Source organism: Pseudomonas syringae group sp. J248-6 (genome assembly GCF_032586995.1).
GTDB lineage: Bacteria > Pseudomonadota > Gammaproteobacteria > Pseudomonadales > Pseudomonadaceae > Aquipseudomonas > Aquipseudomonas amygdali.
Map to the genome: position 1 here is coordinate 1 of NZ_JAWHOP010000013.1, position 21014 is coordinate 21014.

At 58.8% G+C, this 21014-nt stretch carries 22 protein-coding genes; 15 read left to right on the forward strand and 7 right to left on the reverse strand.

All coding sequences use genetic code 11. From position 1 onward, the window contains the following. Positions 1–137: 137 nt before the first annotated feature. Both RYC17_RS17170 and RYC17_RS17175 read right to left on the reverse strand, forming a co-directional pair. The gene (locus RYC17_RS17170) at positions 138–1361 is read right to left on the reverse strand and encodes a CaiB/BaiF CoA-transferase family protein (RefSeq protein WP_316903926.1); all 1224 of its coding nucleotides are present in this window, start codon (positions 1359–1361) and stop codon (positions 138–140) included. 9 nt (positions 1362–1370) lie between these two features. Next, a complete protein-coding gene (locus tag RYC17_RS17175; RefSeq protein ID WP_316903847.1) occupies positions 1371–2552 on the reverse strand; it encodes an acyl-CoA dehydrogenase in 1182 nt (393 codons plus the stop codon). Between the two features lie 155 nt (positions 2553–2707). On the opposite strand from RYC17_RS17175, the gene RYC17_RS17180 reads away from it, so the two are divergent. From RYC17_RS17180 to RYC17_RS17225, 10 genes are all read left to right on the forward strand, one after another. Further along, positions 2708–3616 carry a LysR family transcriptional regulator gene (locus RYC17_RS17180; RefSeq protein ID WP_122280162.1) on the forward strand — a complete coding sequence of 303 codons (909 nt, stop codon included), beginning with the start codon at positions 2708–2710 and terminating at the stop codon, positions 3614–3616. 420 nt (positions 3617–4036) lie between these two features. Next, positions 4037–5158: a Re/Si-specific NAD(P)(+) transhydrogenase subunit alpha gene (locus RYC17_RS17185; protein ID WP_122280161.1), complete on the forward strand. Its 1122-nt coding sequence runs from the start codon at positions 4037–4039 to the stop codon at positions 5156–5158. Positions 5159–5168: 10 nt separating this feature from the next. Further along, a complete protein-coding gene (locus RYC17_RS17190; RefSeq protein WP_002555867.1) occupies positions 5169–5492 on the forward strand; it encodes an NAD(P) transhydrogenase subunit alpha in 324 nt (107 codons plus the stop codon). Continuing rightward, a complete protein-coding gene (locus tag RYC17_RS17195) occupies positions 5489–6943 on the forward strand; it encodes an NAD(P)(+) transhydrogenase (Re/Si-specific) subunit beta (RefSeq protein ID WP_316903850.1) in 1455 nt (484 codons plus the stop codon). Before RYC17_RS17190 ends, RYC17_RS17195 begins: the two co-directional genes overlap by 4 nt. Before the next feature lie 180 nt (positions 6944–7123). Beyond that, a complete protein-coding gene (locus tag RYC17_RS17200; protein WP_058409441.1) occupies positions 7124–8617 on the forward strand; it encodes an acetyl-CoA hydrolase/transferase family protein in 1494 nt (497 codons plus the stop codon). Positions 8618–8937: 320 nt separating this feature from the next. Further along, positions 8938–9153, forward strand: a complete 216-nt coding sequence (locus RYC17_RS17205; RefSeq protein ID WP_002555870.1) for a DUF1127 domain-containing protein — start codon at positions 8938–8940, stop codon at positions 9151–9153. Positions 9154–9463: 310 nt separating this feature from the next. Beyond that, positions 9464–9781, forward strand: coding sequence for a DUF2388 domain-containing protein (locus tag RYC17_RS17210; protein WP_054097022.1), 318 nt, complete (start codon positions 9464–9466; stop codon positions 9779–9781). 86 nt (positions 9782–9867) lie between these two features. Further along, on the forward strand, positions 9868–10173 hold the full coding sequence (locus RYC17_RS17215; protein WP_058428167.1) for a DUF2388 domain-containing protein: 306 nt from the start codon (positions 9868–9870) through the stop codon (positions 10171–10173). Positions 10174–10211: 38 nt separating this feature from the next. Then, positions 10212–10532 carry a DUF2388 domain-containing protein gene (locus RYC17_RS17220; protein ID WP_002555873.1) on the forward strand — a complete coding sequence of 107 codons (321 nt, stop codon included), beginning with the start codon at positions 10212–10214 and terminating at the stop codon, positions 10530–10532. Then, the gene (locus RYC17_RS17225) at positions 10529–12490 is read left to right on the forward strand and encodes a DUF4105 domain-containing protein (RefSeq protein ID WP_316903852.1); all 1962 of its coding nucleotides are present in this window, start codon (positions 10529–10531) and stop codon (positions 12488–12490) included. Before RYC17_RS17220 ends, RYC17_RS17225 begins: the two co-directional genes overlap by 4 nt. Here the strand turns inward: RYC17_RS17225 and RYC17_RS17230 are convergent, their stop codons facing one another. From RYC17_RS17230 to RYC17_RS17250, 5 genes are all read right to left on the reverse strand, one after another. After that, positions 12491–12868 (reverse strand): SCP2 sterol-binding domain-containing protein, encoded by a 378-nt coding sequence (locus RYC17_RS17230; RefSeq protein ID WP_058402178.1) that lies wholly within the window; start codon positions 12866–12868, stop codon positions 12491–12493. 167 nt (positions 12869–13035) lie between these two features. After that, the gene (locus tag RYC17_RS17235; protein ID WP_005744874.1) at positions 13036–13479 is read right to left on the reverse strand and encodes a hypothetical protein; all 444 of its coding nucleotides are present in this window, start codon (positions 13477–13479) and stop codon (positions 13036–13038) included. A 250-nt stretch (positions 13480–13729) separates the two neighbouring features. Continuing rightward, positions 13730–14005 carry an HU family DNA-binding protein gene (locus tag RYC17_RS17240; protein WP_002555877.1) on the reverse strand — a complete coding sequence of 92 codons (276 nt, stop codon included), beginning with the start codon at positions 14003–14005 and terminating at the stop codon, positions 13730–13732. Positions 14006–14196: 191 nt separating this feature from the next. Beyond that, positions 14197–15345, reverse strand: coding sequence for an NAD(P)/FAD-dependent oxidoreductase (locus tag RYC17_RS17245; protein ID WP_058402177.1), 1149 nt, complete (start codon positions 15343–15345; stop codon positions 14197–14199). A 37-nt stretch (positions 15346–15382) separates the two neighbouring features. Then, entirely contained in the window at positions 15383–15550 is a 168-nt protein-coding gene (locus tag RYC17_RS17250; RefSeq protein ID WP_002555879.1) for a rubredoxin, read from the reverse strand. Positions 15551–15736: 186 nt separating this feature from the next. Between RYC17_RS17250 and RYC17_RS17255 the strand changes: the two genes are divergently transcribed. The 5 genes from RYC17_RS17255 (at position 15737) to RYC17_RS17275 (ending at position 20857) form a co-directional block, all read left to right on the forward strand. Then, positions 15737–16297, forward strand: coding sequence for a chorismate--pyruvate lyase family protein (locus tag RYC17_RS17255; RefSeq protein ID WP_316903854.1), 561 nt, complete (start codon positions 15737–15739; stop codon positions 16295–16297). Continuing rightward, positions 16297–17187: a 4-hydroxybenzoate octaprenyltransferase gene (ubiA, locus tag RYC17_RS17260; RefSeq protein WP_316903856.1), complete on the forward strand. Its 891-nt coding sequence runs from the start codon at positions 16297–16299 to the stop codon at positions 17185–17187. Before RYC17_RS17255 ends, ubiA begins: the two co-directional genes overlap by 1 nt. A 168-nt stretch (positions 17188–17355) precedes the next feature. Then, a complete protein-coding gene (gene phoB / locus RYC17_RS17265) occupies positions 17356–18045 on the forward strand; it encodes a phosphate regulon transcriptional regulator PhoB (RefSeq protein WP_002555882.1) in 690 nt (229 codons plus the stop codon). 50 nt (positions 18046–18095) lie between these two features. Next, entirely contained in the window at positions 18096–19418 is a 1323-nt protein-coding gene (phoR, locus tag RYC17_RS17270; protein WP_058402174.1) for a phosphate regulon sensor histidine kinase PhoR, read from the forward strand. A gap of 98 nt (positions 19419–19516) precedes the next feature. Beyond that, on the forward strand, positions 19517–20857 hold the full coding sequence (locus RYC17_RS17275; protein WP_002555884.1) for a hemolysin family protein: 1341 nt from the start codon (positions 19517–19519) through the stop codon (positions 20855–20857). The last annotated feature ends 157 nt before the right edge of the window (positions 20858–21014 follow it).

A 21014-nucleotide genomic window follows, 5' to 3' on the forward strand; every position in this document is an offset into this window, starting at 1 on the left:
CGTCTGCGCCGGAAGTGGGGCGAATTATAGACAGATCACAGAGGGCGTCAACCGTTAATTTCAAAAACACCGAAATTAACCGTTAAGGTCCTGTAGCTATATAGAAAAGCCCTTCACAAACGCTTTCTTCTATATAGCTACACGACCCCTGACTTGCGCAGCAAGGCAACCGCCTCACCCTCAAGCCCCAATAGCTCTTGAAGGACTTGCGCCGTGTGCTCGCCCAACAAAGGAGGCGCCCTTCGATATTCGACTGGCGTTTCCGATAGCCTTATCGGGCTGGCGACCTGCGGAACGCGCCCGCCCAGCGCGTGCGGCATCTCTATAGCGAGCCCGCGCGCTATAACCTGTGGATCCGCAAACACTTGAGCAAGGTCATTGACCGGGCCGCACGGCACGCCAGCCGCCTCAAGCTCGTCAACCCACTGAGCAGTGGTCTTGAACACCGTAGCCTGACGAATCAGCGGAATCAGCTCAGCGCGATGAGCCACGCGCAGTTTGTTGGTCAGGAAGCGCGAATCATCAGCCCACTGTGGCTGCCCCGCCACTTCGGCAAACCTTCTGAACTGGCTGTCATTCCCCACAGTAAGGATCAGGTCGCCATCTGCTGTAGGAAAAGCCTGATACGGCACTATATTGGGATGAGCATTACCCAAGCGCCTGGGCGCCACGCCCGTGGTCAGGTAGTTCATGGCCTGATTGGCCAGACACGCCACCTGCACGTCGAGCAGTGCCATATCAATGTATTGCCCTGTATTGCTTTGATCGCGATGAGCCAGGGCGGCGAGAATGGCCGTTGTCGAATACAGACCTGTAAGAATGTCGGTCAGCGCAACGCCAACCTTCACCGGGCCCGCGCCCTCCTCCCCCTCCGGCAGACCGGTAAGGCTCATCAGGCCGCCAAGTGCCTGGATCATGAAGTCGTAACCCGGGCGCGTCGCATACGGCCCGCTCTGACCGAAACCGGTAATGGAGCAATAGATCAGGCGAGGATTAACAGCCTTGAGCGATTCGTAATCCAGCCCATAAGACGCCAACCCACCGACCTTGAAGTTCTCGATGACAATATCCGACTTCGCCGCCAGCTCCCGTACCAGCTTCTGCCCTTCCGGCCGCGTGAAGTCGATGGTGATTGACTGCTTGTTGCGATTGGCCGACAGGTAGTAAGCCGCCTCGGTGGTGTTCTGACCGGCCGCATCCTGAAGAAACGGCGGCCCCCACGAACGAGTGTCATCGCCACATCCTGGTCGCTCGACCTTGATGACGTCAGCCCCCAGGTCAGCGAGGATCTGCCCGGCCCAAGGCCCGGCCAGGACCCTCGACAAGTCGAGCACCCGGATATGTGAAAGCGCCCCCATGATCAGCCCTCCTTAATAGAAGGCCTGAATGCCGGTCTGCGCACGCCCGAGAATCAACGCATGCACATCGTGCGTACCTTCGTAGGTATTCACCACTTCCAGATTGACCAAGTGCCTGGCGATGCCGAACTCGTCCGAGATACCGTTACCGCCCAGCATGTCGCGAGCCATGCGCGCTATATCCAGCGACTTGCCGCAGGAATTGCGCTTCATGATCGAGGTTATCTCTACCGCCGCCGTACCTTCGTCCTTCATGCGCCCCAAACGCAGGCAGCCTTGCAGCGCCAGAGTGATTTCAGTCTGCATGTCCGCCAGCTTTTTCTGGATCAGCTGATTGGCCGCCAGCGGACGCCCAAACTGTTGGCGGTCGAGGGTGTATTGCCGTGCGGTGTGCCAGCAGAACTCCGCCGCACCCAGCGCGCCCCAGGAGATACCGTAGCGCGCAGAATTGAGACAGGTGAACGGACCTTTCAAACCGCGTACGTCCGGGAAGATGTTTTCTTCAGGCACGAACACGTTATCCATGACGATCTCGCCAGTGATCGACGCACGCAAACCGACCTTGCCATGAATAGCCGGGGCGCTCAGACCTGCCCAGCCTTTTTCGAGAACGAAGCCGCGGATATCGCCGGCATCGTCCTTGGCCCACACCACAAACACATCCGCGATCGGGCTGTTGGTGATCCACATCTTGCTACCGCTCAAGCGATAACCACCCTCGACACTTCGGGCACGAGTAATCATCGCCCCTGGGTCTGAACCATGGTTGGGCTCGGTCAGGCCAAAGCAGCCAATCCATTCGCCCGAGGCCAGCCTGGGCAGGTATTTCTCTTTCTGGGCCTGCGTACCGAATTCATTGATTGGCACCATGACCAGTGAGGACTGCACACTCATCATTGATCGATAGCCTGAATCGATACGCTCGACTTCACGGGCGATCAGCCCATAACAGACGTAATTCAGGCCGCTGCCGCCAAACGCTTCCGGAATCGTTGCTCCCAGCAAGCCCACTTCGCCCATCTCGCGAAAGATGTCCGGGTCGGTTTTCTCGTGACGGAACGCTTCCAGCACACGCGGGGCCAGCTTGCTCTGGGCGAACTGCTCGGCAGTGTCGCGAACCATGCGCTCTTCTTCAGTAAGCTGTTGATCCAGCAGCAATGGGTCGATCCAGTTAAAACTTGCTTTACCGCTCATGCCTGTTCCTCACGTTCAGCTGAAAAATCCTGTAATGATCCTAGTCCTGGCGTCCCCCGGCGACAAACGAGGTTTTATCAACCTGTTGTGCTAATTTCTCACTCCAAGAGCCGCTTCAGGCCCGCATAACAAAAAGACCAGTGAGAAGAAAGGATATGAGACGCAAAATACCCAGCACCACTGCACTGGTAAGTTTCGAAGCTGCCGCCCGACACGAAAGCTTTACCAAGGCCGCTCATGAGCTGTCCCTGACACAAGGCGCGGTGTGCCGACAGATTGGCGGGCTTGAGGAGTTTCTCGGCGTTGAGCTGTTCCGGCGCTCTCGAAGGGGCGTAAAGCTCACGGAAGCCGGGCTTTCCTATAGTCGTCGCGTGGCCCAACAACTGGACGCAGTCGAGCGCGACACCCTGTCGGTCATGGGCCAACAAGGCGCCAACGCCATCGAACTCGCCGTGGTGCCGACGTTCGGCACTCAATGGCTGCTGCCGCGCTTGAAAGACTTCCAGCACAAGCACCCCGATGTCACGGTTCACCTGACCAACCGCACGCGCCCCTTTCTGTTTGCTGACACCGACTTCGATGCTGCTATTTATTTCGGCGACGCCGACTGGTCCGGCACCCAGTCGCATCGGCTGATGGGTGAAAACTCCATGCCGGTCTGCAGCCCCTCCTTCCTGAACGGGCGAGACCGTCTGCAAGCAAGCGAGCTCGCCGAGCTGCCGCTGCTTCAACAAACCACGCGCCCCTATGCGTGGCGGCAATGGTTCAACGCGCAGGGCATGGATGTGGCCCGCGACATGACCGGCCCTCGCTACGAGCTGTTTTCGATGCTCGCGCAGGCGGCCATGCACGACATGGGTGTGGCACTGATCCCGCCCTTCCTTATTCAGCACGAACTGCATGAAAAGCGCCTGGTGATCGCCAACGCCTGTTCGCTGCCTGGCAGTAAGGCCTATCACCTGATGATTCCCGAGCGCAAAGTGGAGTCGGCATCACTCAGCGCATTTCGCGACTGGCTGGTCGCTCAGGCCCGGAATTACCAGCTCCCTCAGGACCAGGCCTGAGCAGCACTTCAGGTAGTAAGTAGTAGTCGACACCTACAGATATAAGCTTATGTCGCCTTGCAACAACTTTTCGCTCAGCGCAAAAAACGACTTAACGCCTAATAATTACAGGGTCTTTTGCCTTATTTGGCAAATATGCGAGATTTTCGAGCAAAAAATATTAATCACCATTTTTTGTGCGGAATAGCGCCAAAACCCATACAGGCAATGGCCTGCATTCAATTACTGCGACAATAGGTCACAGTGTGACTTGTAGTTCATCTATAGTTTCGTTACAGAATATATTGAAGCCCGCAAACTTCACCTGCAAAATGCCCCGCCCCTGCTGGAAAGGGGCGTGCTGCCTGGCCATGCCAGATGCACCAGCCGTAGTGCACTGGCCTACACACGAACGATAAAAAATCGCGCAGGAGATTTGTCGTGCACATTGGTGTTCCTCTCGAAACGCAAGCGGGCGAAACCCGGGTAGCTGCTACCCCGGAAACTATCAAAAAGCTGATCAGCCAAGGGCACAGGATTACCGTGCAGAGCGGCGCAGGCATTCAGGCCAGTGTTCCGGACAGCGCTTACGAAGCTGCAGGCGCTGTGATTGGGAGCGCAACCGAAGCGTTTGCGGGCGAGTTGATCCTCAAGGTTGTAGCGCCCGATGACAATGAGCTGAGCCTGATCAAGAGCGGCTCGGTGGTCATCGGCATGCTCAACCCCTTCAACAATGAACTCATCGGCAAGATGGCCGCACAGGGCATCACCGCGTTCGCCCTGGAAGCCGCGCCGCGCACTTCCCGCGCGCAGAGCCTTGATGTGCTTTCTTCGCAAGCCAATATCGCAGGCTATAAAGCCGTGCTGCTCGCCGCACATCACTACCCGCGCTTCATGCCCATGCTGATGACCGCTGCCGGCACCGTAAAAGCCGCACGGGTGCTGATCCTGGGCGCAGGCGTCGCGGGCCTGCAGGCCATCGCCACCGCCAAACGGCTGGGTGCCGTGGTTGAGGCCTCGGATGTGCGTCCGGCAGTGAAGGAGCAGATCGAGTCGCTGGGTGCCAAGTTCATTGATGTGCCCTACGAGACCGAAGAAGAGCGTGAATGCGCCGAAGGCGTTGGCGGTTACGCCCGCCCGATGCCTGCCAGCTGGATGCAACGCCAGGCCGCAGCCGTTCACGAGCGGGCCAGGCTGGCGGACATCGTTATTACTACCGCCCTGATCCCCGGCCGCAAGGCACCGGTGCTGCTCAGCGCCGAAACCGTGGCGCAGATGAAGCCCGGCTCGGTGGTCATCGACCTGGCCGCCGCACAAGGTGGCAATTGCCCACTGACTGTGGCCGATCAAGTCGTCGTCGAGCACGGTGTGACCATCGTCGGCCACACCAACCTGCCAGCGCTGGTCGCAGCCGATGCTTCTGCACTCTATGCCCGCAACCTGCTGGACTTCATGAAGCTGCTGTTCGACAAGGACGGCACATTCTCGATCAACCTCGAAGACGACATCGTCGCCGCATGCCTGATGTGCCGCGACGGGCAAGTCGTGCGCAAGAACGGCTGAGGACACACCAATGGAAGAGCTGATTTCCCCCGGCGTCTACAACCTGATCATTTTCGTACTGGCAATCTATGTCGGCTACCACGTGGTCTGGAACGTCACGCCCGCGCTGCACACGCCGCTCATGGCCGTTACCAACGCTATCTCCGCCATTGTCATCGTTGGTGCGATGCTCGCCGCCGCCCTGACGGTCACACCGCTGGGCAAAACCATGGGCACGCTGGCTGTCGCACTGGCAGCGGTGAATGTGTTTGGCGGCTTTCTGGTCACTCGGCGGATGCTGGAGATGTTCAGGAAAAAGGCCCCCAAGGCAAAGGATGAGGCGCCGAAGTCATGAGCATGAATCTGGTCACTCTGCTGTATCTGATCGCGTCGATCTGCTTTATCCAGGCACTCAAAGGCTTGTCACACCCCACCACTTCACGCCGCGGCAATCTGTTCGGCATGCTTGGCATGGGTCTGGCGGTCATCACCACAATCGGGCTGGTGTTCAAACTGGCTGCACTGTCTACCGCTGCAGGTACCAGTGCCGGCATTGGCTACATTGTGGTCGGCCTGTTGGTGGGCGGGACCGCTGGCTCGATCATGGCCAAGCGCGTCGAAATGACCAAAATGCCTGAGCTGGTCGCATTCATGCACAGCATGATCGGCCTGGCAGCGGTATTCATCGCCATCGCCGCTGTAGTCGAGCCTCAGTCACTGGGCATCGTTGGTCATCTCGGCGATGCCATTCCCGCGGGCAATCGTCTGGAGCTGTTCCTCGGAGCGGCCATCGGCGCGATCACCTTTTCCGGTTCGGTAATCGCTTTTGGCAAACTGTCGGGCAAATACAAATTCCGTCTGTTTCAAGGCGCACCGGTACAGTTTGCCGGGCAGCACAAACTCAACCTGGCGCTCGGTCTGGCCACACTGTTCTTTGGTCTGACCTTCATGTTCACCGGCAGCCTTACTGCCTTTGCGATCATGCTCGCGCTGGCGTTCGTGATCGGTGTGCTGCTGATCATCCCGATTGGCGGTGCCGACATGCCTGTAGTGGTCTCGATGCTCAACAGCTATTCAGGCTGGGCAGCGGCCGGCATCGGCTTTTCGCTGAACAACTCGATGCTGATTATCGCGGGATCGCTGGTCGGCTCCTCGGGCGCGATTCTGTCTTACATCATGTGCAAGGCGATGAACCGCTCGTTCTTCAATGTAATTGGCGGTGGCTTCGGCGGCGCAACGGATTCGGCAGGACCGGCTGGCAGCAAGGAAGCCCGCCCGGTGAAATCCGGCTCGGCAGACGATGCCACGTTCCTGCTGACCAATGCCGACACCGTGATCATCGTGCCGGGTTACGGGCTGGCAGTCGCGCGCGCGCAGCATGCACTCAAGGAACTGACGGAGAAGCTGGTGCACCGTGGCGTCACGGTGAAGTATGCGATTCACCCGGTGGCCGGGCGCATGCCGGGGCACATGAACGTACTGCTGGCCGAAGCCGAAGTGCCTTACGATCAGGTGTTCGAGATGGACGACATCAACTCCGAGTTCGGCCAGGCCGATGTGGTGCTGGTGCTCGGTGCCAACGACGTGGTCAACCCGGCCGCCAAGAACGATCCGAAATCGCCCATTGCCGGGATGCCGATTCTGGAGGCATTCAAGGCCAAGACCATCATCGTCAACAAACGCTCGATGGCCAGCGGTTACGCAGGTCTGGATAACGAGCTGTTCTATCTGGATAAAACCATGATGGTGTTCGGAGATGCCAAAAAGGTGATCGAGGACATGGTGAAGGCCGTCGAAAACGCCTAGCCTGACCCTGCCTCATTAAAGCCCCGGCTCGCTTGGCGACCGGGGCTTTTTACATTTCGCGTAACAGTGTTTTGCGCTGAAAGCCGCCAATTAGAGCCCTCAAATGCGACCTTGGTAGCAGGACGAACCCCGTTCAACGCTCTAGACTTGTCGCTCGCTTCTATCTACGAGACAGAATTCATGTACCGTGACCGTATCCGCCTGCCCTCCCTGATGAGCAAGGTTATGAGCGCAGCCGACGCTGCCGCCTTGATTGAAGACGGCATGACCGTCGGCATGAGTGGCTTCACCCGCGCAGGCGAAGCCAAGGCCGTGCCCCATGCGCTGGCCGAGCGCGCCAAAGTGACACCGCTGAAAATCAGCCTGATGACCGGTGCCAGCCTGGGCAATGACCTGGACAAGCAATTGACCGAGTCCGGCGTGCTGTCCCGGCGCATGCCCTTTCAGGTCGACAGCACACTGCGCAAGGCGATCAACAACGGCACGGTGATGTTCATCGATCAGCACTTGTCCGATACCGTCGAGATGCTGCGCAACCGGCAGATCAAGGCGGTGGACCTGGCGGTGATCGAATGTGTTGCGATCACCGAGGAAGGCCATCTGGTGCTCAGTACCTCCGTCGGCAACTCGGCCAGCTTCGCGATTCTGGCCAAGCAGGTGATCGTGGAAATCAACCTGTCGCAGCCGCTGGAGCTGGAAGGCCTGCACGACATCTATATACCCAGCTACCGGCCGACGCGCCTGCCGATTCCGGTGCTGGAAGCAGACTCTCGCATCGGTAGCCATGCAGTGAAGATCGACCCGGCGAAGATCGTCGGCATTGTCATCAGTAATCAACCAGATTCACCGTCCACCGTCACCCCACCTGACGCGGATACGCAGGCCATCGCCAACCATCTGGTGGAGTTCTTCAAGAAGGAAGTGCGCGAAGACCGGCTTACCGACAAGCTGATGCCACTGCAAGCGGGTATCGGCAACATCGCCAACGCCGTGATGCACGGCCTGCTGGCATCCCCCTTCACTGACCTGACCATGTACTCCGAGGTGCTGCAGGACTCGACATTCGACCTGTTCGACGCGGGCAAACTGACCTTTGCTTCAGGCAGCTCCATGACGTTGTCGGCGGCCAAACACGCGGAAGTCTTTGCCGACTTCAACCGCTACAAGTCCAGGCTGGTATTGCGACCCCAGGAGATCTCCAATCACCCCGAGGTGATCCGCCGCCTGGGCATCATCGGCATCAACACTGCGCTGGAATTCGACCTGTATGGCAACGTGAACTCTACCCACGTGTGCGGGACGCGCATGATGAACGGCATTGGCGGCTCGGGAGATTTCTCGCGCAATGCGCACCTGGCGATATTCGTCACCAAATCGATTGCCAAGGCCGGCGCGATTTCCAGCGTTGTGCCGATGGTCAGTCATGTCGACCACACCGAGCATGACGTCGACATTCTGGTCACCGAGCAGGGCCTGGCAGATCTGCGCGGCCTGGCCCCGCGCGAACGCGCGCGGGTCATCATCGACAACTGCGTACACCCGGATTACCGCGACGCGCTGAACGCCTATTTCAGTGCTGCTTGCGTGCTGGGCGGCCATACCCCGCACATCCTGCGTGAAGCACTGAGTTGGCACATCAACCTGGAAGAAACCGGGCGCATGCTGCCGGGCTGAACAGGACAGTTGGAAGTGAACGAGACCTTTCCCGACTCACTTCCTGCTCGCACTCAACGGCTTCTTTAAAAACTGTACTGCTGTACCGGTCATAAAACTGCCTCAAATCGCCAAAATCACCATAATCGATCACAAAATGCACTCATATGGTGCTGACCGGTACAGTTGCCCCATTTATGAACAAAACAGTGCCCGATCACAGTTAACTGAACCCTCACAATACAAGTGAACTGTGTCTATCGAAGCTGGACGCGTCCGAGGAAAATGGGCACCAGTCAAGCAACTCACTTATCCCGCCACAAGCGGAAGGAAGTCACACCATGGAACGTACAATCAGTTCCGATCTGTTCAGCGAAAGCACCGTTACCACTGCAAAAGCTTCTTTGCCTCTGCGCGTATTCGCCAACCTGATGCTCTGGCAGCGTCGTCTGTCCAGCCGCCATCAACTGGCTCGTCTGGATGCACGCCTGCTGGCTGACGCCGGTATCAGCGAATCCCAGCGTTACGAAGAGCTGAGCAAGCCGTTCTGGCGCTAAATCAGCGCTCGCTGGTCCCAGACCTTCAAGTCTCTCACCAGCAACCCGAATTGCTTCATACAAGACCCGTCTCAGGCAACCGAGACGGGTTTTGTCGTTTTCGGGCAGGGATTCAACGGATTGCCATCAACAGTACAGTTTCAAATAATTCAAAATCTGCAAGTACAGTTACCAAATAATGCAAACTGTGCAAGCTGCAGCCATCGACTGCCATGACAAGCGCGCTATCGGTGGGATAGTCTAGCGCTCTACCTCGGCCCTTCGGCTTCGCAGGCAGCCTGTGCCCTTTTGCCCACAATGGAACTCGATCATGTCTCTGCTACGTACCCTCGGCGCTGCCTTCCTGTTGACTGCTGCTGCAGGTGCCAACGCCTCCAGCTTTATCGTGACCACTGACGCAGTGGTGGATGCGGTCAATGCATCGACGCGTGCCACGTCCAACGTTTCCTCTTCCCTGAAAGACGACAAGATCGTTCTGGCCGCCCGTGACGATGCCGCCAGCTTCGTGGCCAGTTCTGGCGACATCCGTAGCGCCCGCCTCGAAGGCGCGCTGCAGCACATCCGTCAGGTTCTGCCTGAATTGCAAGCGACCGACAGCCAACTGGCCCAGGCCATTCTGGCCATCTGACTGTCGCGCCCCGGCCGCGTGCCGGGGTAGCTCTGGCCAGAGCATTGCGCTAGCCTTGCTACCTGTTTTGCCGGTTCGTGAAAGTCATGCGTTTACTGCACCTTCTGTTTATCGCACCCATTGCCAGCCTGATGTGTATCAGTCAGGTTCAAGCGTTCGATACGACCACGCAAGGTCTGGTCAAGACCGGCTATGTCACCAGTCAGGTCACAACAGCACCTTTTGATAACAAGCTCATCGTGGCTGCCCGAGACGACGCGGCTGCGTTCATCGCCAGCGACGGAGAGATACGCTGTGCCCGGCTTGAGGCCGCGCTGCACGCCCTGCGTCAGGCAGATGCAAAACTTCGTGTCAGCGACCTTGAACTGGCGCAGGCAATCCTCGTCCAATAGCCACTTTCCCCTCTTTGCGTAACTGGAGACGTCACTACATGCGTACCCCGCTGATTGCTGCTTCCCTTGGCCTGTTATTGCTGGCCGACTTTGCTCAGGCTCAGACCGTTGTGGCCACGAGCAACATCATCGTTCGCGCGTTTGGCCGTACCATTGATTTCACCTCGGACACCACCACATCGATTCGCGACTCCAAAGTCGTGCTCCAGGCCAAGGACGACGCCGCCAGTTACGTTGCCAGCGGCGGTGACATCCACGGTGCCCAGCTGGATGCTGCCTTCGATACGCTGCGCACCCGCGTACCGGAAGCACGCGGCGCAAGCGATCAGACCCTGGCTGAAGCAATCCTCGCATTGTGAGGCGATTTCGCGCCTGGCTGCTTGCTGGCGCGCTGTCGCTGGTCGGGACGCATGCCTTTGCCAGCCTGAAGCTGGAACTGCACACTGACGGCCTCGATGCGCCGCAACAACAAGCCAGCCAGACGCTGCTCGACGAAGCCATGCACGCGCTGCCGCCCAGCTTCGTCGAAGCACTGGACCGAACCGTCGAAGTAAGCTGGTCCAGTGACATGCCGCAAAACGCCTACGGTCAGGCAGCCGGCCCTTATCAGTTATATCTCAACAGCCACTTGCTGGCCTCGTTGACCGACGGTTCGGCAGCCACCGCCCAGACAGGCCGTCCACACGGAACGGTGCGCCAGGAGTTGCTCGCCACCGTCCTGCATGAGCTGACCCACGTATACGACCGCGCTCGCCTGTGGTCGCCTGCCGAGCGCTCGGCTATCTTCCGCTGCGGGTCGCGCAACAGCTCACTGGGCAAGATCGGCCTGCCCGACAATTGCCGAGGTCAGACCGAGCGACGCTTTACCCTCAGTGACGACCCTCGCCTGCTGGACCTGGCGGGCTGGCAGCAGTACGTCGGACGTCGCGGCGAACGCGAAGAACATAACGGCCAGGTTGCCCGCAGCCCGGATATCTACGAAACCACCAGCCCGCTGGAATTCGTGGCCGTGAACATGGAGTATTTCCTCCTCGACCCGGCCTACGCCTGCCGTCGCCCGGCGCTGTATGCGTATTACAAAGAGCGCTTTGGCTGGGCACCCGCAGCACGGGATGAGTGCCCCACGTACTACCCTTATCTGAATGCCGGTAGCGACTTTGGCCGGGAGCCGCTGGGCAAGCTGGACCCTGAGCGGGTCTACGCGGTGGATTATCTGCTCGCCGAGGCGAATCAGAACTGGGCGAGCCGCTGGGGCCACAGCATGTTGCGCCTTGTGATCTGCAAACCCGGTCGTCCTCGCGGGCCGGACTGCCGCCTGGACCTTGACCAGCATCTGGTCCTGTCTTATCGGGCATTCGTCGGCGATGTACAGCTATCGAGCTGGGACGGCCTGATGGGTGCCTACCCGTCACGGTTGTTCGTCTTGCCGCTGGCGCAGGTCATCGATGAATACACCAAGACCGAACTGCGCAGCCTGGCCTCCGTGCCAATCAAGCTGTCGCGCCCGGAAATCGAAGGGCTGGTTCAGCACGCTGCCGAGATGCACTGGAGCTACGACGGCAATTACTACTTCCTCTCGAACAACTGCGCCGTTGAAAACCTCAAACTGCTGCGCGCCGGTACGCACAATCCCAAGCTCCTCGGCCTGGACAGCATTTTGCCCAACGGACTGCTTGAAGTCCTCAAAGGCCGAGGGCTGGCCGATACCAGTGTGCTGGATGACCCGAAGGAAGCATTGCGACTGGGCTACCGGTTCGATTCCTACCGTGACCGCTATCAAGCCATGTTCGAGGTTTTGAAGAAGCACCTGCCGATCAAGCAGAACACCGTGGAAGAATGGATGGCCCTGCCAGCCAGTGAGCGCAGTCAGTGGTTCGACAAAGCCGATCTGCGTACCAGTGCTGCGATTCTGCTGCTGGAGCAGGCCAGCCTGCGCAGGCAACTGCTGCTGGCCCAGGACGAAGTGAAACAGAGCTATCTCGGTGCACGCGAAGTGAAAGACGGCAAGGTCTCCAATGCCACCAAAACGCTACAGGAGATCCTCGCCAGCAGCGGCTTCCTCAGCCGGCCAGCCGAGCTGCTCGGCAGCAGCGGGTACGGTTTGCCACAGGCGGGAGAATGGCAGCGGCTTGAAGCAGAAAGCAGTCAACGCCAGAAGCAGCTCAAGCGTCTGACCGGCGATCTCGACAAGGAAGTGCGCGCCCTGCTGGAGCCTGAACGCGCCAAGGAAATTGCCGCCAACGAAGCCAACCTCAAACAGGTGTCCGAGCACCTTCGGGCGCTGCACAAGGCAGCAGGCGGGCTGCAACTGCCGTGATCAGGCGGCCTTCTTTTTCGGCTTGAGGTATTTGACCAGGCCCTGGAACCAGATCACCAGGGCCGGGTTGCCCTTGATCTGAATGTCCTTGTCCTGAATACCCTTCATGAACGCCAGCTGCTTGTTCTTCGCCTGCAGGGTGGCAAAACCAAACGCGGCATCACGAAACGAGATGGCAAAGGCTGGCTCTGCAACCACACCGCTGGCACTGCGAATGCGCTGATCGTGCACCACGAAGTGACGTGCGATTTTGCCATCTGCGGTCTGTAACTGGAATGTCAGGTCCTTGCCAGCCAACTGCTGCTGGAAGGCGGGGTTGTTACGGCTGGCGCGGGCCATCAGCAGGCCCAGCATCCACAATAGAAAACGAAACTTCATGCTCGGCCTCTGTACGCACTGAATCCGGTGATCGGGATCGGCGTGGCAGTGTAGCGGTTTATCGGCCCAAAACCTGTAGGACAAGATGAATTTCGAGGGAGATCGGAACAAAACTCTTGTTGAACGCGAGGATGCTGCTTCGCGTGGGAAGCAGCATCACGACAGCATTAACGAATGCTGTTGATGTTGCCTTTGCTGCCGGTGACCTTTACATCAACCTTCTTGAAGATGAAGTAGTCCTTGATGCTGACTTCATAACGCGGCGCGACGATCAGATCGGCACCGGAGGATTTAACCGCCTTGAAGGCGGCTGCCGCTTTGGTCGTCGAGACAGGATCAGGCAGCGCCAGACCCAGGCCGCCACCGCCACTTGCACCACCGTAGGTCACGCCATCGGCGAACTCGTTATCGCCGCCGAAACTCAGGAAATTGAACAACACATTGGTGGACGACTCGCCGCTGATGGTACCGCCTACCTTGACGTCCGCCTTGAGGTCGGTTTTGACCGTGCCTTCCAGCGGTGCGCTTGGCTGGCTGACGTTGTAGCTCACGCAGCCGCTGGTAGCGGCGATCAGCGTTGCAACAGCAGCAAACTTCCATAGCTTTTTCATTCGAGATTTCCCAAGAGTAATTGAAGGGGTGCAGCAAGGGCGGGACTCTAAGGGAATCAGCAATAAGAAAAAGTCAGGCAAAGCCGGGGTTTGAGAAGGCATTCATACGAAATTGAGTAGGACAATTCTCACTGAGCGTTTCTACGAATCATCGGCGGTACAAACGACACAAACAAAAAGCGGGCACCCAGTCTGATTGGTATGCCCGCCTGTGAGTTGCCCGCCTCCCGCCGAGGCGCACAACAGGGTGTCAAGGGTTGACGCTGTCTTTCAGGGCTTTCCCCGGTTTGAAGGCAACTGTGTTGCTTGCCTTGATTTTAACCGGCTCCCCGGTCTGTGGGTTCTTGCCAGTCCGGGCACCGCGATGGCGTTGCAGAAAAGTACCGAAGCCTACCAGCGTGACACTGTCCTTGCGGTGCAGTGCGCCAGTAATTTCTTCAAGGATGGCATTGAGAACACGATTGGATTGTTCTTTGGTGAGATCCGCCTTTTCAGCAATGGCGGCTGCAACTTCTGGTTTACGCATATGAAGCCTCTTTTACGGTTTTTTGTTTTTATGTCCCGCGCCGCTTTGTAAAAAAACGGCAACAAGGCGCCGCGACGGCTCTACGTAGCGGCAGACAAGACCGAGGATGGCATGCCGAACCGACCCGCGCCAGTGCGCAGGCGGGGTTTATTGGCAAAAATACGTGGCCTATCCGACAAAATGACGCGAAATCATGCCAATAACGCAGGTAAAACCTTGTTCAGTGCGAGTTTTTCCATAACAGCCGCACCGGTCAGCGCATAGCCGAGCAGATTACCGTCCGCGTCATGACACAGCGCCTTGATATCAGCCCCCTGCCCCTCGACACTCCAGCGGCCATCAGTACCACGCGGTGGTGGCGAAACCACCAGCGGGCAGGCTGGCGTCTTTACCGTGATCGGCATGGGGCCATATTTTACGGCAGTTGGTGTTCCGGCCAGCGTCTGGGCCAACGCCCGAGCGCAACTCATCAACGGCATGACGTAGAGCAGGTTGAGGCCATCGACTTCAGCGCAGTCGCCCAACGCATGGATATTGGCGTGGGAGGTTTGCAGCTGGCGATCCACCAGAATACCGCGCCCCGTCTGCAAGCCCGCGGCAGCGGCCAGATCGATGCGTGGGCGCAGGCCAATGGCCGAAACCACCAGGTCGCAGTCAATCACCTGCCCGTCCGACAAGTGCGCTTGCAGGCCCTCAGCACTGCGATTCAGGCGGGTCAGCACCGGGCCGAGGTGGAAACGTGCACCCAGGCTTTCAAGGCCGGTCTTTACCGCAGCCGCAGCGGCAGGTGGCAACAGGGTTGGCATGACCTGCTCGCACGGCGCCACCAGATCCACTTCATAGCCGCCCAGAATCAGGTCGTTGGCAAACTCGCAGCCAATAAGCCCGGCCCCCAGAATCAGAACCCGACGCTTCCCCGCCGCAGCCGCTCGAAAACGGGCGTAGTCCTGAAGGTCGTTGATCGGGAAAATCGCATCGCCTGCGTCACCTTCCACCGGTACGCGGATGGTTTCAGCCCCCCAGGCCAGCACCAGATCGCGGTAGTGAACCGCTTCTTCACCGATCCACAGACGCTTGTGGCCAGGATCGATCCCGCTGATCCGCGTATGTGTGCGAATTTCAGCCTTGAGCTGATCGGCCATTGCACCGGGCTCGGCCATGCTCAACCCGTCGGCTTCCTTGTTTTTGCCAAAGCCGGTGGAAAGCATCGGTTTGGAATAGGACCGGCCATCATCGGCCGTGATCAATAGCAGCGGCGTGTCTGCGTCCAGTTTGCGAAACTCTCGGGCGAGGTTGTAACCCGCAAGGCCGGTGCCGATGATGACCACAGGTGCGCTCATTGTTCTCCCCTATTCATTACTTTTCTGCTGGCTGTGATCAGCCGATTTCGATCATCTCGAAGTCCATTTTGCCCACACCGCAATCCGGGCACAGCCAGTCTTCGGGCACATCCTGCCAGAGCGTACCAGGCGCAATCCCGTCATCCGGCCAGCCGTCGGCTTCGTTATAGATCAGGCCACAGACGATGCACTGCCACTTCTTCATGTTCGGTTCTCTCGTTTATCAGGCTGAATAGCGTACGACGGTCGATTGCCGTCTGAACGGGCGTTGTACTGATCGGCACGCCCGGATGCAAGTCCGATTCTATAACCTCACGCGCTACCGGCGGTCGGTCGGGGCCTGCAATCATGCTAAGCTCGCGGCCTCGTTGGCTGCCGGAACTGGCTTACCGTGACCCAGCAATCCCCCGCATTCATTAGCCCGATCTGGCTCAAGCGCGAGCAATTGATCGATGCGCCCGAACCGATAATGCTCGACTGGTTGTTCAATCAGGACTCTCTCACACGCCGGCTGGACCGTTTGTCTGACGGTGGTTTCAGCGTATTTCCGCAGTTCGAAGGCTGGCAGGCTTTGCGCCGTGATGAGTGTCTGGCGCTGGGCCTGCCACTTGCCAGCGAAGGCTGGGTGCGCGAGGTGTACTTGCGCGGTAATGACAGCAACTGGGTATTCGCTCGCAGTGTCGCCGCCCGCAGCGCTTTGCAGGACGGTGGCCTGAATATGGATGAGCTGGGCACTCGCTCGCTGGGTGAGTTGCTGTTCAGCGACCCTGCGTTTGCGCGCGGCACCCTCGAAGTGTGTCATTACCCGGAAGCCTGGCTGCCTGACGCTGTTGCAGCTTGCGGACTATGGGCACGCCGCTCGCGATTCAGTCGTGGTGCGTTGAGCGTGCTGGTCGCCGAAGTATTCCTGCCCGCTCTGTGCAATACGATCCATGACAAGGACCCTGTCTGATGTACCTGTCCCTTCTCAAATCCCTCAATCGTCTGAGCCCCCGCGCCTGGGACTTTATCCAGCTGACACGTATCGACAAGCCCATAGGCATTTACCTGCTGTTGTGGCCAACCCTTTGGGCGGTCTGGATTGCGGGCAAGGGCTCGCCGTCGCTGAAGACAGTGTTCATCTTCGTGGTCGGCGTATTTCTGATGCGCGCGGCAGGCTGCGTGATCAATGACTTCGCCGACCGCAAGGTGGATGGCCACGTCAAACGCACCGAGCAGCGTCCTCTGGTCAGCGGCAAAGTCAGCTCACGGGAAGCGCTGGTGCTGTTTGCGGTGCTGGTCGGCCTGAGCTTTGTGCTGGTGCTGTTTACCAATGCGACGACGATCTGGCTGTCGTTCGGCGGTCTCGCCCTGGCTGCCTGCTATCCATTCATGAAGCGCTACACCTATTACCCACAGGTGGTGCTGGGTGCCGCGTTTTCGTGGGGTATGCCGATGGCATTTACCGCAGAAACCGGCGACCTGCCAGTTGCGGCCTGGCTGCTGTACATCGCCAACCTGCTATGGACCGTGGGCTACGACACCTATTACGCGATGGTCGATCGTGACGATGACCTGAAAATCGGTGTGAAATCCACTGCCGTACTGTTCGGCGATGCCGACCGGGTGATCATCCTGACCCTGCAAGGTCTGGCGCTCGGTTGCCTGATGCTGGCCGGTGCGCGTTTTGAATTGGGTGCGTGCTTCTACATAGGCCTGCTGGCGGCAGCAGGATGCTTTGCCTGGGAATTCTGGAGCACCCGGCAGCGCGAGCGGGACGCCTGCTTCAAGGCCTTTTTGCACAACCACTGGGCAGGGCTGGCAATATTTGTGGGTATCGTCGCCGACTATGCGGTGCGCTGAAAACAGCCACCACCAGACCCCTTCCGCCTGAAATAAACCCAGGATCGCGAGGCCCGCCGACCACCCGAAACCTGTCGGCGTGCTAGCCTCACCCACACCTGTCACACGACTGCAATAATTCCGTTATCTAATGCGCCCCAAGACAGTTAAATGACAAGAGGTTCGAGCATGGCTGGCAGGAGCATCCTGATCGTTGACGACGAAGCGCCTATTCGTGAAATGATCGCCGTTGCGTTGGAAATGGCTGGATACGACTGTATTGAAGCCGAAAACTCTCAGCAGGCCCATGCGATTATCGTCGACCGCAAACCTGACCTGATTTTGCTCGACTGGATGCTGCCTGGCACATCCGGCATCGAACTGGCCCGTCGCCTCAAACGTGATGAACTGACCGGGGATATCCCGATCATCATGCTCACTGCCAAGGGTGAAGAGGACAACAAGATCCAGGGCCTGGAAGTCGGCGCTGACGATTACATCACCAAGCCTTTCTCGCCACGCGAGCTGGTGGCACGCCTCAAGGCCGTGCTGCGTCGTGCCGGGCCGACTGACGGCGAAGCGCCCATCGAAGTCGGCGGCCTGCTGCTCGACCCGATCAGCCACCGTGTCACCATCGACGGCAAACCCGCCGAAATGGGCCCGACCGAATACCGTCTGCTGCAGTTCTTCATGACCCACCAGGAGCGCGCCTACACACGCGGCCAGTTGCTGGACCAGGTCTGGGGCGGCAACGTCTACGTCGAAGAGCGCACGGTCGATGTGCACATCCGCCGCCTGCGCAAGGCCTTGGGCGATGCGTATGAAAATCTGGTACAAACCGTGCGCGGCACTGGCTATCGCTTCTCGACAAAGAGCTGACAGGCGTTGCGTCGACGCAGGGCAGTGACCAGACAAGGATTTACCCTTAATTGAATCAAAATTGGCACGGCACCTTGATACGCCACATGTTGTTGCTGGTCACCGCCTGCCTGTTGGTCGGCCTGATCAGTGGACAGTATGGCTGGAGCCTGGCCACCGGCCTGGGCCTGTATCTGGCCTGGACCCTCAAACAACTGCTGCGCCTGCATGACTGGCTGAGCAGTCACAAGGCTGATGAGCCTCCTCCGGACGGTTATGGTCTGTGGGGTGAAGTGTTCGACAGCATCTACCACCTGCAACGCCGTGATCAGCGTGTCCGCGGACGCCTCCAGGCGGTCATCGACCGGGTACAGGAATCCACCGCCGCCCTGCGCGATGCCGTAATCATGCTCGACAGCGACGGCAATCTGGAGTGGTGGAACCGTGCCGCTGAAACCCTGCTGGGTTTAAAGACGCCGCAGGACAGTGGCCAGCCCGTGACCAATCTGGTCCGGCATCCGCGCTTCAAGGAGTACTTTGCGCTGGGCGACTACAGCGAGCCGCTGGAGATTCCCTCACCGACCAATGATCGCTTGCGCATTCAGTTGTTGATTACCCGTTACGGCAACAATGAGCACCTGATGCTGGTGCGCGATGTGACGCGTATCCATCAGCTGGAGCAGATGCGCAAGGACTTCGTCGCCAACGTGTCTCATGAGTTGCGCACGCCGCTGACGGTGATCTTCGGTTATCTGGAAACCCTGCTCGATAACGTGGACGAGGTCAATCCGCGCTGGGTGCGAGCGCTGCAACAGATGCATCAGCAAGGCGGGCGCATGCAGACGCTGCTCAACGACCTGCTGTTGCTGGCCAAGCTCGAAGCCACCGATTACCCATCGGACAATCATCCGGTGGTGGTCAATACCTTGCTCAAGACCATCACCGCCGATGCCAACGCGTTGTCGGGCAGCAAGAACCAGCAGATCCACCTGAGCCTGGAAAGCGATATGCGCCTCAAGGGCAGCGAAAGCGAACTGCGCAGCGCGTTTTCCAACCTGATCTTCAACGCCGTCAAGTACACCCCGGCAGAAGGCGTCATCCGTATCCGCTGGTGGGCCGACGAGCGGGGCGCACACCTGAGCGTGCAGGATTCGGGGATCGGCATCGAGACCAAACACCTGCCGCGCCTGACTGAACGTTTCTACCGGGTCGATACCAGCCGCGCGTCCAATACCGGCGGTACAGGGCTTGGTCTGGCCATTGTCAAACATGTGCTGCTGCGCCATCGCGGCAACCTTGAAATCAACAGTGTTCTCGGCAAGGGCAGTGTTTTTACCTGTCACTTTGCCAGCGGCCAATTGTCCAAACCCTTGAACGACGATTCAGACTACTAGGCAATCGCGCCTTGAGCCGCTACATTGCCGGGCTCATAGCGTCTTCTCTGGCGTGACATTACCCTCTTCTGTTAATACGGACCCTGCAAAACCCCATCATGGACCCTTCCCCTAGTTTCAACCTGTCTTCACTCTTCGCCGATTTCGGCATGATTCTTTTTGCTTTGTTCCTGGTCCTGCTCAACGGCTTTTTCGTTGCGGCAGAATTCGCCATGGTCAAACTGCGCTCGACCAAGGTTGAAGCCATTGCCGACAAGAACGGCTGGCGCGGGCACATTCTGCGCAAGGTACACGGCCAGCTGGATGCCTACCTTTCAGCCTGCCAGCTGGGTATCACCCTCGCCTCCCTGGGCCTGGGCTGGGTCGGCGAGCCTGCGTTCGCGCATCTGCTGGAGCCGTTGCTCGCAGCGTTGGGCGTCGACACTCCGGAGCTGATCAAGGGCGTGTCGTTTTTCACTGCGTTCTTCATCATTTCCTATCTGCACATTGTCATCGGCGAGCTGGCCCCCAAATCCTGGGCGATCCGCAAACCGGAACTGCTGTCGCTGTGGACAGCGGCCCCGTTGTACTTCTTCTATTGGTTGATGTATCCGGCGATCTACCTGCTCAATGCCAGCGCCAACGCCATTTTGCGCATCGCTGGCCAGGGTGAACCCGGTCCGCATCACGAACACAGCTACAGCCGCGATGAGCTGAAGCTGATTCTGCACTCCAGCCGTGGCCAGGACCCCAGCGATCAGGGCATGCGCGTGCTGGCGTCTGCTGTCGAAATGGGCGAGCTGGAAGTGGTCGACTGGGCCAACTCCCGCGAAGACATGGTGTCGCTGGACTTCAACGCGCCGCTCAAGGAAATCCTCGCCTTGTTCCGCCGCCACAAATTCAGCCGTTATCCGCTGTATGACGCTGAACGTGGCGAGTTTGTCGGCCTGCTGCACATCAAGGACCTGCTGCTGGAACTGGCGGCACTGGACCATATCCCGGAGTCGTTCAACCTGGCTGAACTGACTCGCCCGCTGGAGCGTGTTTCGCGACACATGCCGCTTTCGCAGCTGCTGGAGCAGTTCCGCAAGGGCGGCGCGCACTTCGCCGTGGTCGAGGAAGCCGACGGCAAGATCGTCGGCTACCTGACCATGGAGGACGTGCTTGAAGTGCTGGTGGGCGACATCCAGGACGAACATCGCAAGGTGGAGCGCGGCATTCTCGCGTATCAGCCGGGCAAACTGCTGGTACGGGGCGATACGCCTTTGTTCAAGATCGAGCGTCTGCTGGGCATCGATCTGGACCACATCGAAGCCGAGACACTGGCCGGTCTGATCTACGACACACTCAAGCGCGTGCCGGAAGAAGAAGAGCAAATGGAAGTCGAAGGCCTGCGCATCATCATCAAGAAGATGAAAGGCCCGAAAATCGTACTCGCCAAGGTGCTGAAGCTGGACTGACCCGATCAGGTCTACCCGTTCAAGAGCGGACGCAAGGTGTTCTACCGAACGCCTATCGTTCCTCAAGCTCCAGCGTGGGGATGCCGTGGGTGACGCTCCGCGTCACAAATCTGCGCCGCGCCGCATACTCAAAAGCGGACGCAGAGCGTCCAGAACT

What these genes read in the sequence shown, in the direction of transcription:
- RYC17_RS17175 (WP_316903847.1), bottom strand. Translation starts at nt 2,552, where the DNA reads ATGAGCGGTAAAGCAAGTTTTAACTGGATCGACCCATTGCTGCTGGAT.
- RYC17_RS17180 (WP_122280162.1), top strand. Translation starts at nt 2,708, where the DNA reads ATGAGACGCAAAATACCCAGCACCACTGCACTGGTAAGTTTCGAAGCT.
- RYC17_RS17190 (WP_002555867.1), top strand. Translation starts at nt 5,169, where the DNA reads ATGGAAGAGCTGATTTCCCCCGGCGTCTACAACCTGATCATTTTCGTA.
- RYC17_RS17195 (WP_316903850.1), top strand. Translation starts at nt 5,489, where the DNA reads ATGAGCATGAATCTGGTCACTCTGCTGTATCTGATCGCGTCGATCTGC.
- RYC17_RS17200 (WP_058409441.1), top strand. Translation starts at nt 7,124, where the DNA reads ATGTACCGTGACCGTATCCGCCTGCCCTCCCTGATGAGCAAGGTTATG.
- RYC17_RS17205 (WP_002555870.1), top strand. Translation starts at nt 8,938, where the DNA reads ATGGAACGTACAATCAGTTCCGATCTGTTCAGCGAAAGCACCGTTACC.
- RYC17_RS17210 (WP_054097022.1), top strand. Translation starts at nt 9,464, where the DNA reads ATGTCTCTGCTACGTACCCTCGGCGCTGCCTTCCTGTTGACTGCTGCT.
- RYC17_RS17215 (WP_058428167.1), top strand. Translation starts at nt 9,868, where the DNA reads ATGCGTTTACTGCACCTTCTGTTTATCGCACCCATTGCCAGCCTGATG.
- RYC17_RS17220 (WP_002555873.1), top strand. Translation starts at nt 10,212, where the DNA reads ATGCGTACCCCGCTGATTGCTGCTTCCCTTGGCCTGTTATTGCTGGCC.
- RYC17_RS17230 (WP_058402178.1), bottom strand. Translation starts at nt 12,868, where the DNA reads ATGAAGTTTCGTTTTCTATTGTGGATGCTGGGCCTGCTGATGGCCCGC.
- RYC17_RS17235 (WP_005744874.1), bottom strand. Translation starts at nt 13,479, where the DNA reads ATGAAAAAGCTATGGAAGTTTGCTGCTGTTGCAACGCTGATCGCCGCT.
- RYC17_RS17240 (WP_002555877.1), bottom strand. Translation starts at nt 14,005, where the DNA reads ATGCGTAAACCAGAAGTTGCAGCCGCCATTGCTGAAAAGGCGGATCTC.
- RYC17_RS17245 (WP_058402177.1), bottom strand. Translation starts at nt 15,345, where the DNA reads ATGAGCGCACCTGTGGTCATCATCGGCACCGGCCTTGCGGGTTACAAC.
- RYC17_RS17250 (WP_002555879.1), bottom strand. Translation starts at nt 15,550, where the DNA reads ATGAAGAAGTGGCAGTGCATCGTCTGTGGCCTGATCTATAACGAAGCC.
- ubiA (WP_316903856.1), top strand. Translation starts at nt 16,297, where the DNA reads ATGTACCTGTCCCTTCTCAAATCCCTCAATCGTCTGAGCCCCCGCGCC.
- phoB (WP_002555882.1), top strand. Translation starts at nt 17,356, where the DNA reads ATGGCTGGCAGGAGCATCCTGATCGTTGACGACGAAGCGCCTATTCGT.
- RYC17_RS17275 (WP_002555884.1), top strand. Translation starts at nt 19,517, where the DNA reads ATGGACCCTTCCCCTAGTTTCAACCTGTCTTCACTCTTCGCCGATTTC.